A 16,407-nucleotide genomic window follows, 5' to 3' on the forward strand; every position below is an offset into this window, starting at 1 on the left:
TTCCTATGTTGGCGTTTGGCTATTAGGTTATTTTGTCCAGTCGGCGGTAGTTGTTCCAGTCATGCTGGTATGGACCGCTTGATTCATAATTAGACTAGCAAATGCGTCGCTATGAATTTTCAGTGACTTTTCAGCATCTTTAAGAGCAGATTTGTCATTGTTATCAATCGCTTGTTGCACAGCGTTGATGCTTATCTTTAAGTTGTTTTGCTGATCATCATCTAACAGATGAGAAAACTCAAGCAAAGCGGACTCAATGGCGAGCAGCTCTCTTTGAGCTTCTACTTTCGCTTCTATAAGGCTGCGATTCTCTTTATCTGTTTTGGCGTAATCAAACCCTGCTTGTAGTAGCTTTTCTTGTTCGCTTTCTGACAGCCCATAAGATGGCTTAACTAAAATTTCGCTTTGCTTTTTTGTGGTCAGTTCTTGGGCACTAACCGTTAATTGACCATCTGCATCAATGGCAAAAGTCACTTCAATACGTGCAATACCTGCTTTCATGGCAGGAATATCAGTCAGTTTGAACTGCCCAAGAGAGCGATTATCCGCCACTGTATCGCGCTCTCCTTGCACCACATGGATGATCATGGCGTTTTGGTAGTCTTGATAGGTGGTAAACACCTGCTTACGCTTGACAGGGATGGGGGTGTTACGAGGAATAATAATCTCGGTCAGTCCGCCCATTGTCTCAAGGCCAAGAGATAAAGGGGTGACATCAAGCAGTAAAACGCCATTGGTTTGTTCGTTAATTAGCTGATCGGCGTATAGACTTGCCCCAAGTGCTACTACTTCATCTGGATTGATGCGACATAGTGGCTTTTTGTGAAATGCGTTTTCTACCACTGATTGAATTGTTGGCATGCGTGTTGAACCACCAACCAAAATTACATCATTTAGCTGGCTTTTATCAATATTTGCATCTCTTAAGACTTGCTCGCAGGCGGCTAAAGTTCTGTCGGTAACGGGTTTGATAATCTCACCAAGCTTTATACCGTCTAGCGATACTTGGTAGTCTTGTTGATTAATCTGAAAGTTTACGGTTATCGCATCGTCTGTTGTCAGCTGCTGTTTGGCTTGTTTGGCGATGAGATTGATGGCTTGTTTTTGGTGGTTATCTACAGTTTTAGGATCAACGCCTACAGACTTAATTAAGAAATGAGCAATGAGGCGATCAATGTCATCACCACCTAAAGCACTATTTCCTCCTGTTGCAAGCACCTCATAAACACCGTGATTTAGCTTAAGTAAAGACACATCAAAAGTGCCGCCGCCTAAGTCATAAATTAAATGGTAGGCACTTTTTTCGTCCTTATCAAGACCGTACGCCATCGCTGCAGCTGTCGGTTCATTTAAAAGGCGGATAACATTTAGCCCAATCATGGTGGCACAGTCTTTGGTGGCTTGGCGTTGGGCTTCGTCAAAATAAGCTGGCACTGTAATGACCGCTCCTGCGATACTGTCGGCAGGCAAAGCACTTTTGGCACGTTCGTACAGATGGTGTAAGATGATAGATGAAATTTCCACAGGGTTTTTATTGCCTTGTGGCGTGACGATACTTGGCATGTATTCGCCATTATCTATTAGCTCATAAGGGTGATTAAACTTAATATCAGCAAGGCTTCTTCCCATAAAGCGTTTTACTGAGCGTATGGTATGCTGGGGATCGCTATCTGCCATCTTCTCGGCAGGCGAACCTACAAGCGTAATATCATTGCCTTGATTATCTTTGCCAAAATATACGACCGATGGCAGTAGTTTTTGGCAATCAGCCCCAAGCTTGGCAGTATTTGCTTCACCCGATTGGCATTCGCTTGCTTTATCACCGATGACCTGTGGCTTGCTTGAGCGAACGACTGCCACAAGCGAGCGAGTTGTGCCTAGATCAATACCAAGTGCATAGCGATGAGTGTGGGGTTTTTTGCTTTGATTGGGTTCAGCGATTTGTAATAACGACATATTTTTTGCCAAGATAAGAATGATAAATCAAATTAATGTAATGGTTATGGTGTAATGATAGATAAGGTTAAAATTATATCACGCATCAATAAGGTTAGACATATAAATCATCGTCATCAAAGACAGTTGCAAGCTTATCGTATTGCTTACTGAGATCTTTATCAATTTTCACCAAAAATTTTAGTTTTTGGGCGATAAGGATACAAGTTTCCCATTGCTGATTGTTATAAGCTTGATGAAACTTTTGACCAAGCTTATCAAGCCATTCATCTAAGCGTGCCTTTAGAGTGGGCAGTTGCTCATTAGTTGCTTCATCAAGCTCGGTACGAAAATCCATGGCAAGCTCTAAAAAGTCTAAGTCTGTAATGGAGTTTTGTAGTTGGTCTGCCTGATCGACAAGCTCAAGTAAATGGCTGGCACGACTATCGGCATAGTTTAGGGTATTATAGGCGATGTTAATAACAGCAGACTGTTGATCGGCATTTTGTTTGGTAGTTTTGCTGCTGTGTGTGTCTGGATGATGCTGGCTCTGCAACTGTAAAAATTGTGCATGTAATTTTTCTTTATCAATAATAAAACTTGTCGGTAGCCCAAACACATCAAAAAAATTCATAACAATGCCTTATACAGTAAATGACTCACCACAACCACACTCGCCTTTTTGGTTGGGATTGGTAAATTTAAAGCCTTCGTTCAAGCCTTCTTTGACATAGTCCATTTTTAAGCCTTGCAAATACACTTTGCTTTTTGGGTCAATAAAAATGGATACGCCTTCTGACTCGTAGTGTTCATCATTGGGATCAATATCATCAACAAATTCAAGTACATACTGCAAACCAGAACAACCTGCGGTACGCACACCCACACGAATACCTTCACCGTGACCACGGTTATCTAGAAAATTACGAACGTGTGTGCCTGCACTTTTGGTCAGTTCAATCATTTTTACTCCAAATTATTTTTGGCTAATAGTCTTTTGTTGATTATGTGCAATTATCAACGCATTCATTGTTATGCCCTAGTTTTTTATTAAATCAGAAACACCAATCTGACTTTAGCAGAGGGATTTTGAGTTAAAAAAATCGGCACAAACACGATTTATTATTAACGGTTGGTGCATGATATATGCACCAAATTCTTGGCTTTACTAAAATAACAATAAGCACGCTTGGCTTAAATAAAGTTAAAAAAATGATTTTGTTAATCGCTCTAACTTTAAGCCTTAATTTTAGCTTGGTAGTCGTTAATTGCTGCTTTAATTGCATCTTCAGCAAGTACCGAGCAATGTACCTTAACAGGGGGTAAAGCCAGCTCTTCTGCGATGTCTTTGTTTTTGATTTGGCTGGCTTCATCAAGTGTTTTGCCTTTTAGCCATTCGGTAACAAGTGAGCTTGACGCAATCGCTGAGCCGCAGCCGTAAGTTTTAAATTTAGCATCTTCGATGATGCCATTATCACCGACCTGAATTTGTAGTCGCATAACATCGCCACACGCAGGAGCGCCTACCATGCCTGTGCCGACGTTCTTAGCGTCTTTGTCAAGGTTGCCGACATTGCGGGGGTTTTCGTAATGGTCAATGACTTGGTCTGAATATGCCATGTTTTTACTCCGTTTGCTTGCGATTTTATCGCTTGCTGTTTTGTTAAATATTTTTAAATGGGTTTTAAATGTTGGGCATATAAGATATGCCCAATGTGTACTAAAATATGATTAAAAAACTAAATTAATGCTCTTGCCATTGTACTTTTGATAAATCCACGCCTTCTTTAAACATATCCCACAAAGGCGATAGTTCACGCAGCTTATCTACTGCTTCATGGATTTGGGCAAGCACGTGATTGATATCTTCTTCGGTGGTATAACGCCCAAAGCTAAAGCGAATCGATGAATGTGCCAGCTCATCAGGGCGACCGATGGCACGCAATACATAAGATGGCTCAAGAGTTGCAGATGTACAAGCTGAGCCACTAGATACTGCCAAGTCTTTTAGACTCATCATTAAGCTTTCACCTTCTACGAAGTTAAAGCTGACATTTAAAATATTAGGAATGCCATCTTCAAGCGAGCCATTTAGATAGACTTCTTCGATGTCTTGTAATCCATTCCATAGCTTATCACGCAAGGCTTTAACGTGGGCATGATCTTCGTCAAAGCGTTCAACAGATAGGGCAAAAGCCTCGCCCATGCCGACGATTTGGTGAGTAGCTAGAGTACCAGAACGCATACCACGCTCATGACCACCGCCGTGTTGTTCTGCTTTTAGGCGAACACGAGGTTTACGCCCCACATATAGTGCTCCAATACCTTTAGGACCATAAATTTTATGACCACTTACGCTCATCAAGTCCACTTTTAGCTCGCTTAAGTCAATCTTGATTTTACCGACAGCTTGAGCTGCATCAACGTGGAATAAGATGCCTTTTTCGCGTAAAAACTCACCAATGGCTGCGATATCGGTTACTGTGCCAAGCTCGTTATTTACTGCCATTAGGCTGACTAAGATGGTGTCTTCACGCACTGCATCTTTGACTTGATCAAGGCTGATTTTACCCGTGCCATGTTCTGGCTCAAGATAAGTAATATCAAAGCCTTCTTGCTCAAGCTGACGACAAGTATCAAGAATGGCTTTGTGTTCAATTTGGCTTGTGATGATATGCTTGCCTTTGGTGTGATAAAAATGTGCTACGCCTTTTAGGGCAAGGTTGTCAGATTCTGTAGCACCACTGGTAAAGACGATCTCTCTTGGGTCTGCACCTAACGTCTCAGCAATCTGCAAGCGAGCGTTTTCTACCGCTTCTTCTGCTTGCCAGCCAAAGCCATGCGATCGAGAGGCGGGATTACCAAAGATGCCATTAAAGGTCATGTACTCGACCATCTTGTCAGCCACTTCTTGGGCGATGGGCGTGGTGGCGGCGTAATCTAGATAAATAAGCTGGCTCATAGTGGCTAGGCTCCAAATAAATTTATGGTGTTAATGTTGTTGTCTTTTTTGATGCTGACACGCTCTTGGCGATCAGCGATGGTTTGGGTATTTCTTGATTCTAATAGTTGGGCAAGTGTGACATTTTTCAAGTAAGCTTCAATATGTTCTGACAGATGACGCCAAAGATCATGCGTAAGACACATAGAGCCATCATGACAATCGCCTTTTCCGCCACACTGCATGGCATTCACACTTTCGTCAACGGCAGTGATAATGGTCATGACATCAATTTCAGATAAAGGCTTTGCTAGATGATAGCCACCAGAAGCCCCACGAGTACTGCTAACCAATCCTTTTTTGCGTAATTTAGAAAACAGTTGCTCTAAATACGAGATAGAAATAGACTGACGTTTGGCGATGTCAGACAGTGACACTGCACCTTGATGACGGCTTTCTTGTACCGCCAAGTCAAGCAGGGCGGTAACAGCATAGCGTCCACGTGTGGTTAATCGCATAATCGTCATCCAAAAAATTTTGTTAGTCATCGAAGGTGATGAATGTATCAATTCGATATTATAGTAATTCCTAGTAAATCAGTCAAGATTATTTTAAGTCTTTTTTTGGTGAAATTTAAATAATCACATCCATTTTGCGGTACTTAATAAGGCAATCTTTAACAACTTGTGACAAAAATTATAACAAAAAGGCGATGATACGCCTTTTTGTTGGTTGCAAATTTATTGGTTGTAAGGTGCTATTATACCAATGGAGTATTAAAAAAACATGACACCACAAGTAATCGCAAGGATTATTGCCAACACTACTACAATGACTAAGCCGATCAAAGTTGCTCGCTGTTTGTTTTGTAGTTCGACCACTTGGGTGTTAAGCCTGCGGTTGGCAGTCTCTAGAGCACTGATTTTGTCGTTTTGTTCGCTTATGGTGTTCTTGTATTCTGTTAATTTATCAGTTTTGCTTTCGGTGGCAGTTTCGCTATCATCTTTAGACTTACCAGTGAATTTTGATAAGATATTATGAACCACACCACCTAAGCCAAGCTGTACTAAGAATGCTTTTAGATTGTCAACATCTTCAGCCTCTCCACGAATCTGTAAAGCTTCAACACTATCTTCAGAGTGATTTAGCAGTGCATTGATGATTTGAAAGCTGTAAGCATTAATAGTGATATCAGCAGCAGTGCGACCAGCTGGCAATTCATTGTCTAATAAAATACCACGGTAGCCGAACGTCGCATAAACTTGGGTATGTGGCAAATAGGTACGAATGCAGACAACTTTATCTGCCTGTGCCAGCGGATAGGCGAAACGACGCAATTTTGGGTCAAAGCGTAATACCAGTGTTAAAGCCGATTCGATAAACACCAATAAAACGTTCAAAATGCCACGGGATAACGTGTTATTCTGATTTGGTATATCATTTGGCTGTTCGTTTGGTGATAATCGTGTCATTGTAAATTCCTAAAATGTTGTTAGGGTGAAATTGTAACGCAAATTAGCACAAAAAACAAAAGACTTTCAAGGGGGTTGCTACATTTTTCATGAATAATTGGTAATTTTTCGTGAATGCCTGTTAGATTTGAGTAAGAAAACAGCATTTTTTGAAAAAATTATGTATTTTTTTTGATTTTATGCTTGCCAAAGTATGGCGATAACCTTAAAATGTACAACACACGGGCGTATTAGCCTAGAGTTTTATACATTTTTTAAACCACTGAGGATTTATCATGAATAAGTCAGAATTAATCGATAGTATCAAGGCTGAAACAGGTCTAAGCAAAGACGACGCTACAAAAGCGGTTAATGCATTCATTTCAAGCGTGCAAGGTGCCCTAGAGCGTGGCGACGATGTTGTGCTAGTTGGTTTTGGTACTTTTAGTGTAAAAGAGCGTGCTGCTCGCACTGGTCGTAACCCACAAACTGGCGAAACCCTGGAAATCGCTGCAAGCAAAGTGCCAGGCTTTAGAGCGGGTAAAGGTCTAAAAGACGCAGTAAATAAGTAATTTTTATTTACCATCAAAACACCATTTGTTTAAATGGTGTTTTTTTTGACTCAGTTTTGACAGATATTGCTTGGTAGATAAAAATCTTTGAGAAAATTTAAAAACTAGCGTATGATATAAGGTTTGTAATAAAGATAAAAGAAGTGAAATCTTATGGATAAAATGCGTAATTTTTTACAAAGCTGGCCAGGACGTATCACATTGATTGCGGTATTGGTACCTATGGCTTTTTTAGGTGTGCAAGGAACACTTGGTACGTCAATTAGCCCAAATCAGCTGATTAAGGTGGGTAATCAGACTGTTGATGTGTCAACCTACCAAAATCAGTTGAATAATTATCGCAGTGAGCTATTAAACTCAGTCGATGCTAGCATGATTGATGAGGCGGCATTGTCTGATCAGGTGCTAAAAAGTTTGGTTAATTCAGCCTTACTCCAAAACCAAGCACAAGTTTTGGGTATGACAGTATCAGATGAGATGATTACGCAGCTGCTTCAGCAAGAGCAGACATTTTGGCAAGATGGGCAATTTTCTAACGAACGATTTGCCCAATACTTGACTCAAAATGGTCTCACCAAAGACATGCTGTTTGCAAATTTTCGCCAAGAACTTGCCTTACGTCAGTTAAGCTCTGGGGTATTGGGTACAGCGATTTATCCAAAGAGTCAGGTTGGTCGTTTATTAGATTTACAGCTAGAATCTCGAGAAGTGTGGGTGCATCGGTTTGCTTGGGAAGATTATGCTGACGGTATTAACGTGTCTGACAGCGAGATTAAAGCGTACTTTGATGCAAATCAAGCAAGTCTGATTCGTCCTGAGACAGTGGATTTATCATATATTGAACTGTCTGCTCAAGATATTAAAACTGCAGAGCCAACCCAAGACGAAATCGCTGTTCAGTACGATGCTTACCTTCAAGAAAACGGACTTGGCGATGGACGTGAGCTTGCACAGATTCTGCTGACAGGCGCAGACAGCGAAAAACGTGCAAAAGACATTGCTGCTAAACTAAAAGCAGGGCAGTCATTTGAGAAACTTGCTAAGCAATATTCTGACGATCCAAGTGGTAAGACAGGCGGGCTAATAGGTGCTTATAATCCTGCAGTATTTGGCGATGATGCAGCAGCAGTTACTCAAGCATTATCAGGGCTGTCGTTGGGTGATTTTAGCCAGCCTGTCAAGACAAAATATGGCTACCAAATCTTTAAAGTGGTTAAGCTTGGCAATGCACCATCTATGGAAAGTATGCGTGCCGAACTCCAAAATCGTGCCATTAACTATAAGCGTCAAGTTGAGCTTAATGAAAAAATTGCTAAAATCAATGAGATGGCAGCGACAGGTGTTGGCGTAGCTGACATCGCTGCTGAGCTAGGCTTAAAATTAAAACGCATTACAGATTATCCAAAAACCCAGAATCAAACAGCATTGCCACAGCCTGCGGTGATTGCAGCAGCATTTGATGAATTTGCCATCGAAGATCAGGCTGTAAGTGCAAACATTAGCTTGGGCGATAAAACAGTATGGGTGCAACCAGGCAACTATCAAGCATCAGCACCTTTAACACTTGCTCAGGCACATGACCAAATTAAACATGCTTTGGTTAAACAAAAGGCGGTGGAGAAGGCTTTGGCAGCAGCACATGAAGCAGTAAATGATGCGAATAATGAGAACGCTATTAAAGCATTAATGGTGCCGCAGGCTAATCTTGGCATCGTCACTCGTAGCACACCTACCTTAAATACCCAAGAGCGTGCCAGCTTGTTTTCAAAAAAATCAGCGTCAGGGCATGATGTGTGGACGGTGAAAACTGAAGATGGTGCTAGTATTATGGTTGGGGGTCCTGTGCTGTCACAGACACATGAGCAGCTAAGCCTTACTGAAAGACTACAAGCGGCAGCTATGATTCGTAGCAATGTTGGACAAGATCAACTGTCAGATTATCTGCAGTATCTTCGCACTACCAATGAAGTGACAATTAATCAAGATGCCTTAACAGGTCAAACTCACTAAAAAACCAACCCTAATATAAAAAGGCTTAACGATGGGGTTAAGCCTTTTTTATTTGTGTATGCACTACTCTATTTAGTTAGTAAACTAATTTATAGCCAAGCTAATTTACAACTAAAACGCACATTTAGCAGTAATGTATAATATTATTACCATCTAATAGGTAAAATATGTGGGTCGCTTGCTTTTAGGTTTTCGTAAGTGCCTTTGACAAAGATATTTTCATTGACGGTGTTGATGTTGGTATGACCACAAAACGCCATCGTGATGTCGCATTCTTTGTAGATGATTTCTAAGGCACGGCGTACGCCATCTTCACCATAAGCACCCAAGCCATAAAGAAATGAGCGACCAATCATTGTGCCTTTTGCTCCCATAGCGATGGCTTTTAGGACATCTTGACCTGAGCGAATGCCACTGTCTAGCCAAATCTCGCAATTTGAGTTTTCAGCTTGTACCGCTTGCACGCAGTCAGCGAGGCTTGCAATAGAGCTTGGTGCACCATCTAATTGGCGACCACCGTGATTGGAGATGACCATGGCATCAGCACCAGAACGAGCCGCCAAAATCGCATCTTCTGGCTCCATGATGCCTTTGATGATAAGAGGTCCGCCCCATAGCTCTTTAATGCGAGCGACATCGTCCCAATTTAGACGTGGGTCAAATTGCTCCGCTGTCCAAGATGACAAGCTAGATAAGTCGCCTACCCCTTCGGCATGACCGACGATGTTGCGGAAGGTGTGGCGTTTTGTGCCAAGCATATTAAAGCACCATTCAGGCTTGGTCATTAAGTTTAGGATATTTTTTAAGGTTGGCTTTGGTGGGGCAGAAAGACCGTTTTTGATGTCTTTATGACGCTGACCTAGTACTTGTAAATCTGCCGTCAAAATCAGTGCTGAACATTTGGCTTCTCTGGCACGGCGAATTAAATTTTGCATGAATTTTTTATCACGCATGACATATAACTGAAACCAAAATGGCTTGGTGGTATTTTCTGCCACATCTTCAATAGAGCAAATGCTCATCGTGGATAATGAAAACGGAATGCCAAATTTCTCTGCGGCACGGGCGGCATGAATTTCGCCATCTGCCCACATCATGCCTGTAAAGCCAGTCGGTGCAATGGCGACAGGCATATGTACATCTTGTCCGATCATTTTGGTGGCAAGCGAGCGGCCTTCCATATCTACTAGCACACGTTGGCGCAACTTGATGCGGTCAAAGTCGGTTTCGTTATTGCGATAAGTCGTCTGAGTCCATGAACCGCTATCTACATAATCATAGAACATTCTAGGAACTTTACGCTCAGCGACACGGCGAAGGTCTTCAATTTCGGTAATTTTGCTTAAATCTGCCATAAGATAACACGCCTTTGGTTGGTTGTGAGAATTTTTATAAAAATTAGTACTATTTTACCGTTTTTTAGCTCAAAATAGAATGGATTTTATAAATATATTAAAATGTTTATACGCTTTAAAAGTGTAAATGATAAGTGGATAAAAAATTAAGTTAAAAATCTGCATATTAAAGCATAATAGTATGACTAAAAATCATGACAGCATACTTATACAAAAAAAATGGGTCTATCCAAGGATAAACCCATTTTGCTTTAAAGCATTACGCTTTTTTCTTATCAAGTGAGCTCATTGTACCAAAGAAAATAATTGGCCAAATAACAGCTCCTACCCACCACAGTGGATTAAAGATAATCGCCATGCCGATTAATCCGCCTTGGATACAGTAATAGGTCATAGCTACTAAGGTTTTACGAATGATTAGACCTTCTTTATTAATCATGCCAACGACCGCACAGGCAGCGACGACGTTATGAACGCTGATCATATTACCTGCTGCCCCACCAATCGCTTGTAGTGCGACCACACTTCCTGCTAGGGTGCCGTCTAGCCCAATCTGAGCGGCGGTACTCCATTGGAAGTGGCTAAACATCATATTAGACACGGTGTTAGAGCCAGCAATAAACGCTCCTAATGCACCAATCCAAGGTGCAAATAGCGGCCACGCCCCTTCAAAGGCACTAGCAGCACCTGCCGCCAGTACTTTTGGCATGGCAAGAATCTGTACAGCAGCATCAGGCGATGTGCCAGAGTTGATGAATACTTGCACCATGGGGATAGAAAATAGTAGAGCAGGTGCTGCAGCAAGCATGGTTACACCAGAATCACGCCAGCTTTTTTTGACGACATCGCCTTTCATGCTAAAAATAAAAATACTGATGATAGAGACGATAAGCAGTACGGCAGCAGGCGAGTATAGCAGCTGTGTCTTATTGGTAATAGTTGTGCCAAAAATATCGCTAAATGTAATAACAGCGTGATTACTAAGCCAGTCTTTTAGTGGCTTGATGGTACGAGTTGCAACCAAAATTCCAATGACTAGTAAATAAGGCGAGAATGCTTTTACTGTAGAGAATTTAGCTTTTTCGTTTACATCGATCTCGGTCGGTGCTAACGAGCCTTTCCAGCTCTCATCCCACTTGTCACGACTTTCAAAATCAAACGTGTCTTTTGGGGTTAAAAAGTTGTATTTAGCAGCAGTGATTACGATGGTAAGACCCACGACAGAGCCTAGTAGCGATGGCAGCTCAGGACCTACAAAGCGAGCGGTTAGATAATAAGGAATGGTAAACGCAAGACCTGCAAAAATTGCAAAAGGTGCTGCCTTAAAACCTTCACGGAATGAACGATTTGCACCAAAAAACTTGGTCAAAAAGCAACATAGAATAAGTGGAATTAGCATGCCAACGGTTGCATGAATAAAGCCGACACGCTCGGTAATAAGCAATAAGTATTGTGGCAAGTCCATCCCATATTTAGCAATCTCAGAAGCTACATCTTCTTTATTTTGTAGTCCTGAATTTACCCCAATTAAGATTGGCGTTCCGACAGCACCATAAGATACAGGTGTTGATTGGATAATAAGAATCGCCATAACACACGCCATCGCAGGAAAGCCAAGTGCTAATAGTAGCGGTGCACCAACAGCAGATGGCGTACCCCAGCCTGTTGAGCCTTCAATAAGTGACCCAAAAAGCCATGCCACAATAATCATCTGTACACGGCGGTCAGGAGAAATGCCCATAAACCCTTGACGAATGGCGACAATCGCTCCACTTTCTTTTAGTGTATTTAGCAGTAAAATGGCAGAAAAGACGATAAATAAGACATTAACTGCTGTCAAAACCCCATGCACGCTTGCAGCAGCAACTTGGGCTGATGACGTTTGCCAGACGAATAACGATAAAAGAGCAGTTGCGACATAAGCCACAGGCATGGCAATTTTAGCAGGCAGTCGCATGACTACAAGCAAAATAAACACGATTAAAATAGGCAATAATGCCAAAAGGGTAAGCATGATCACTCCTTGACTGAATGTTTTGATTGATGGATTGTAAGTGGTTGAGTATTTTACTCGGTTTTATCTTAAAAATAAATAAGATTTATTTACAATATAATAATTGAAATTTAAAACAGAACATCTTAAGGTTATCAGTATGCTTGTGACCATGACCGTAAAAGTCGCCATATAAAGCGGCTTAGCTTATTATTTAGACTGGCTGTCTGTTATTGTTATCATTGGTGTTTGGTTAAAAATTTTGCAAAACAGTTCTGCGGTTTTTTGGGTGTCATAAAGTGCTGAATGGGCATGACTGTTATCAAAATCAATCCCTGCTATTTTGCAAGTGCGAGCCAGTACGGTATGCCCAAAGGCTAAGGCAGACAGGCTTGCGGTGTCTAGTACGCTAAAGGCATGAAAAGGGGATTGGTTCTTGCTGTTCGTGCGTGCAATAGCAGCATTTAAAAAGCCTAAATCAAAATGTGCATTATGCCCCACTAAGATACACTGACGACAACCATGTTCTTTTTTAATGGTTTTTAATGCCTTAAAAATCCGACGAATCGCCACCTTTTCATCTTCGCTAATGGCTTTACGAAAAGGGCTTTCAGGGTTGATGCCTGTAAATTCTAGGGCTGACTTTTCTAAATTTGCCCCAGCAAATGGCTCAATGTGGGCATTTAATGGCTCACCTTGATACAATAGTCCTTCATCATTCATTAAGATGGGAATGCAGGCAATTTCAAGCAAGGCATCTGTTTGGGCGTTAAAGCCTGCTGTCTCAACATCCACCACCACAGGCATAAAGCCACGAAAGCGTTTGGCAAGTGGGGTTTCTTCAGCTTTTTGGGCGTGCTTGGCTACAGTGTCATTCATTGGATTGACCACGCAAGCGTCTGCCCTGCAAGTAGGGGAGTAAGTGTTTTGCCGTCTAAATAAGAATAGCTTTGTGGGATAGTTTGTTCTTGTTTGATGAGCGTGATGGTGCTGGTATTGACAGGTAAGCCATAAAACTTTGCCCCAAAGACGCTGGCGAAATTTTCTAGTTTGTCTAACGCACCTACGCCATCAAAGGCGGCAGCATATAGCGGTAGGGCGTGGACGGCTGAATAGCACCCTGCACAGCCACAGGCATTTTCTTTGGTGTGTGTGGCGTGTGGGGCAGAATCTGTGCCTAAGAAAAATTTGGGATTGCCAGAAGTTGCGACTTCTAGTAGGCGTTTTTGGTGGCTTTCACGCTTTAAGATGGGTAGGCAATAAAAGTGTGGTTTGACCCCGCCCACAAGCAGATGATTGCGGTTAAATAGTAGGTGCTGTGGTGTGATGGTCGCTGCTATATGCTCATCTTGGGCAAGACAAAAATCAGCCGCATCGCTTGTGGTGATATGCTCCATGACGATGTTTAGGTTTGGGAAGTTTTTGATGATGACGGATAAAATCTCATCAAGAAATCTTTTTTCACGGTCAAAAATATCTACATCGTTATGCGTAACTTCGCCATGCACGAGCAGGGGAATGCCGTGTTTTTGCATACTTTCAAAGACTGCTCCACGTCCTAGAATGTCTGTTACGCCATCGGCTGAATTGGTGGTTGCCCCAGCAGGGTAGAGCTTGACGGCTTGCACGATGCCTGATGATTTGGCGGTGGCGATGTCATCGGCGGTGGTGTGGTCGGTTAAGTATAATACCATGCGTGGGTCAAAGGCAGATTTGCGAGTGTCGCTGATGTCGGCATTTGCCAAGGCAGTCAAAATCCGCTCACGGTAGGCTATTGCTTGTGCGGTCGTCTTGATGGGTGGCACAAGGTTTGGCATACAGATGACACGGTTGAAGCTGGTCGCTGCGTGCGGTACGGTGGTGGCTAGGGCTTGTCCATCACGCAAATGAATGTGCCAATCATCTGGCTGAATTAGGGTCAAGGTCTGCATAGGTCGCTCAATTGTCTAAGATTGGCTTATTTTAGCATGAAATGAGCATTTGCCAAAATTGATTTGTCTATGAGTGGTATAGGACGGCTGACAGAGGGAGGTGGGTTTTGGTCATTTGGTAATTTGGTGTCGTAGGTTGGATTTTACTCCTTATTATTTGTTGGGTTTCGTACCAAAGCCTACCTACAATGACTGATGAATTGTTAAAAACACCGCTCAGTCTTGATGGGCGGTGTTTTTTGATGAATGTTTTGGATGAACGGGGTTTTAGATGAATATCAAAAAAGACAAAAACCAAGTAATAAACACATCATAAAAAGTGTGTAAATCTCTTGACTTTTGGTATAGTTTTGCTAAGTTGTGCGTTGATGCTTGAAATTTAACGCTTCACTGAATGTAAGGATTGGTGAAATTTGAATAAAAATATCAAGCGGTGCTTAATTGACAAGTTGTGGTATTGCCTGTTGTCTATCCGACCACTTAATGGGGTTTATATTGTAATTAACCAAAGACTGTATGGAGCTACCGCTGATGGCATGGTCTGTATCATTTAATACCACATACAGCAGGGTGTCAGCTCGTCTTGTTTCTTTGGTGTCTGACCAACCAAATAAGATATGTTCAATATTACTTTTGGTTGGATTGTTGATGGTGTGCAGTAGTCGCTCTGGCTCTTGTTTTGAGTGCGGTATTAGAAAATCAAAGTTAAAATTAAACCCTGATTGACCTGTTAAATTGACGTTTTGGGTATATCTTGCACCAATTTCATCAAGCCAATACTCCACATCTTCAAAAAAGAAATTGGCAACATTGCTATTAGACATGGCAAACATATCGTTCACAGCCAACATGGCTTGGATAAAGCTATTTTTGCGTACTGGAAAATTTTGAGCATTTGCCATTGTAACTAGGCAATCATCTTGTATCTTGACCCCAAAGCCATTTAGGATTTGTTGCAATAAAGCGGTACGTTTAGGTGTGTTAAATAGTACACCACTAGTTGCCAAATCATCTAAAATATAACCGCCATCACTAAATAACAAACCGTCTGGCATCTTTTGAATATAAAACTGTAAATAATCATTGTGACGGTCTAAATGGGGTGTGGTAATTTCTACCGTATCATCGTCCATATTTTTTAGACAAGTCTTATCCATAAGCCACGCTATGTAGCTGTCATGATATTGTTTGATATCATCTATGAACATGGGTGATACTCAATGGGGATTTGGAGAAATATTTTACCACGAATGTTGCAATGTTGGCAAAAGCTATCAAGATAATTAGCTAAGCTAGTGCAATCACCAAAGATGGGCGGTACAGGATAAGCCCATTTTAATTCATATCCTTGCTTATAAACGTGTAAATGTGGGCAGGGTATTTCAGTATCATCTGGGTTTCTATGGGGTGGACCATTAACATCTAGGCGAACTAACAGCACATTTTTACGCACTCGTAAGGTGGTGCTGATTTTGCTAGGCTTAATGCGATTAGGGATAATGTCTAGCAAGTACTCTTCTCTACCAATATCGTCTTTGATGTTGATTACTTTTTTGGTAAAGTCAAAATCAATTGGTTTGCCTAAAATATGCTTTAAAATCTCAATAAAGGCTCTCGCCTGCTCGTCTGTTATCATCTCACCACCCACCCATTCATACTGCCCATTTACCCACTAGCTTACCAATCATCGCCCACTCGTTCTTTATGGATATGCCAAGCGCTCTCAGGCAAAATCCTTTCACCGACAGATTGGCAGGACGTGGCAAAAATTCGATATCTTTTGTAATATATTTCATAGGTTTGCAATTACTCCAAAAGTCTGCCACCACCCAGCTGATGATTGATTCAGGATTAACTGTGGGCAAAAAACTACTTTTTTCTCATTCACCCTTGGGCTTTGTGATGCCATTTGTCTGTGTTTGTAAATCGACAATGCTTGGCTTGGTAGACACCTTGTCTTACCTGTGAACAGCCAATCAGGACTGACTTTTAAAGTGTGGGCTATTTTTGCCAAATACGCTGTTTTTTGAACTTTGTCAGATTCTAGTGCTTGACAAGTTAGCTGGCTAATGCCAACCAAGTTTTGCTGTCGCACTTTGACTTAATTTTACATTTTTTCTGGGTTTGGTCTTTTAGATGGTGTTGTCATGACAAGTCCCAATAGGATTGAATAATTATAACTCTGTTATTATATAGCTAAAACTATACATAAATCAAAT

Annotated in this window: 17 protein-coding genes; 2 read left to right on the plus strand and 15 right to left on the minus strand. The window is 41.6% G+C overall.

The window, feature by feature from the left end; all coding sequences use genetic code 11:
• Positions 1-27: 27 nt before the first annotated feature.
• The 7 genes from hscA to LU293_RS08040 all read right to left on the minus strand — a co-directional run bounded on the left by hscA (position 28) and on the right by LU293_RS08040 (position 6,348).
• Positions 28-1,956 (minus strand): Fe-S protein assembly chaperone HscA, encoded by a 1,929-nt coding sequence (hscA, locus tag LU293_RS08010; protein ID WP_242747159.1) that lies wholly within the window; start codon positions 1,954-1,956, stop codon positions 28-30.
• 94 nt (positions 1,957-2,050) lie between these two features.
• Positions 2,051-2,569: a Fe-S protein assembly co-chaperone HscB gene (hscB, locus tag LU293_RS08015; RefSeq protein ID WP_242747160.1), complete on the minus strand. Its 519-nt coding sequence runs from the start codon at positions 2,567-2,569 to the stop codon at positions 2,051-2,053.
• 9 nt (positions 2,570-2,578) lie between these two features.
• On the minus strand, positions 2,579-2,899 hold the full coding sequence (gene iscA / locus LU293_RS08020) for an iron-sulfur cluster assembly protein IscA (RefSeq protein WP_242747161.1): 321 nt from the start codon (positions 2,897-2,899) through the stop codon (positions 2,579-2,581).
• A 272-nt stretch (positions 2,900-3,171) separates the two neighbouring features.
• Entirely contained in the window at positions 3,172-3,555 is a 384-nt protein-coding gene (gene iscU / locus LU293_RS08025; protein WP_242747163.1) for a Fe-S cluster assembly scaffold IscU, read from the minus strand.
• A 124-nt stretch (positions 3,556-3,679) separates the two neighbouring features.
• Entirely contained in the window at positions 3,680-4,897 is a 1,218-nt protein-coding gene (locus LU293_RS08030) for an IscS subfamily cysteine desulfurase (RefSeq protein WP_242747165.1), read from the minus strand.
• A 5-nt stretch (positions 4,898-4,902) separates the two neighbouring features.
• Positions 4,903-5,394: an Rrf2 family transcriptional regulator gene (locus LU293_RS08035; protein WP_242747167.1), complete on the minus strand. Its 492-nt coding sequence runs from the start codon at positions 5,392-5,394 to the stop codon at positions 4,903-4,905.
• Positions 5,395-5,652: 258 nt separating this feature from the next.
• Positions 5,653-6,348: a hypothetical protein gene (locus tag LU293_RS08040; protein ID WP_242747170.1), complete on the minus strand. Its 696-nt coding sequence runs from the start codon at positions 6,346-6,348 to the stop codon at positions 5,653-5,655.
• A gap of 275 nt (positions 6,349-6,623) precedes the next feature.
• Here LU293_RS08040 and hbs point away from each other — a divergent pair, with 275 nt between their 5' ends.
• Both hbs and LU293_RS08050 read left to right on the plus strand, forming a co-directional pair.
• Complete coding sequence (gene hbs / locus LU293_RS08045) at positions 6,624-6,899, plus strand: non-specific DNA-binding protein Hbs (RefSeq protein WP_242747172.1); 276 nt, start codon at positions 6,624-6,626, stop codon at positions 6,897-6,899.
• A 162-nt stretch (positions 6,900-7,061) separates the two neighbouring features.
• Positions 7,062-8,909: a SurA N-terminal domain-containing protein gene (locus LU293_RS08050; protein ID WP_242747174.1), complete on the plus strand. Its 1,848-nt coding sequence runs from the start codon at positions 7,062-7,064 to the stop codon at positions 8,907-8,909.
• A gap of 146 nt (positions 8,910-9,055) precedes the next feature.
• Here the strand turns inward: LU293_RS08050 and LU293_RS08055 are convergent, their stop codons facing one another.
• The 8 genes from LU293_RS08055 to LU293_RS08090 all read right to left on the minus strand — a co-directional run bounded on the left by LU293_RS08055 (position 9,056) and on the right by LU293_RS08090 (position 16,283).
• Entirely contained in the window at positions 9,056-10,264 is a 1,209-nt protein-coding gene (locus LU293_RS08055) for an alpha-hydroxy acid oxidase (RefSeq protein WP_242747176.1), read from the minus strand.
• Between the two features lie 259 nt (positions 10,265-10,523).
• Positions 10,524-12,278, minus strand: coding sequence for an L-lactate permease (locus LU293_RS08060; protein ID WP_242747177.1), 1,755 nt, complete (start codon positions 12,276-12,278; stop codon positions 10,524-10,526).
• A 189-nt stretch (positions 12,279-12,467) separates the two neighbouring features.
• Entirely contained in the window at positions 12,468-13,136 is a 669-nt protein-coding gene (gene rnt, locus LU293_RS08065) for a ribonuclease T (protein WP_242747179.1), read from the minus strand.
• A complete protein-coding gene (pyrC, locus tag LU293_RS08070; RefSeq protein ID WP_242747181.1) occupies positions 13,133-14,188 on the minus strand; it encodes a dihydroorotase in 1,056 nt (351 codons plus the stop codon). Before pyrC ends, rnt begins: the two co-directional genes overlap by 4 nt.
• A gap of 437 nt (positions 14,189-14,625) precedes the next feature.
• Positions 14,626-15,396, minus strand: coding sequence for a DUF1829 domain-containing protein (locus LU293_RS08075; RefSeq protein WP_242747183.1), 771 nt, complete (start codon positions 15,394-15,396; stop codon positions 14,626-14,628).
• Positions 15,387-15,824: a DUF6978 family protein gene (locus tag LU293_RS08080; protein ID WP_242747185.1), complete on the minus strand. Its 438-nt coding sequence runs from the start codon at positions 15,822-15,824 to the stop codon at positions 15,387-15,389. The genes LU293_RS08075 and LU293_RS08080 overlap by 10 nt, the downstream gene beginning before the upstream one ends.
• Before the next feature lie 16 nt (positions 15,825-15,840).
• On the minus strand, positions 15,841-15,984 hold the full coding sequence (locus LU293_RS08085; protein ID WP_242747187.1) for a hypothetical protein: 144 nt from the start codon (positions 15,982-15,984) through the stop codon (positions 15,841-15,843).
• Complete coding sequence (locus LU293_RS08090; protein WP_242747189.1) at positions 15,981-16,283, minus strand: hypothetical protein; 303 nt, start codon at positions 16,281-16,283, stop codon at positions 15,981-15,983. The genes LU293_RS08085 and LU293_RS08090 overlap by 4 nt, the downstream gene beginning before the upstream one ends.
• Positions 16,284-16,407: the final 124 nt, after the last annotated feature.

It is taken from the genome of Moraxella nasovis (assembly GCF_022701215.1).
In the GTDB taxonomy this organism is placed as follows: domain Bacteria; phylum Pseudomonadota; class Gammaproteobacteria; order Pseudomonadales; family Moraxellaceae; genus Moraxella; species Moraxella nasovis.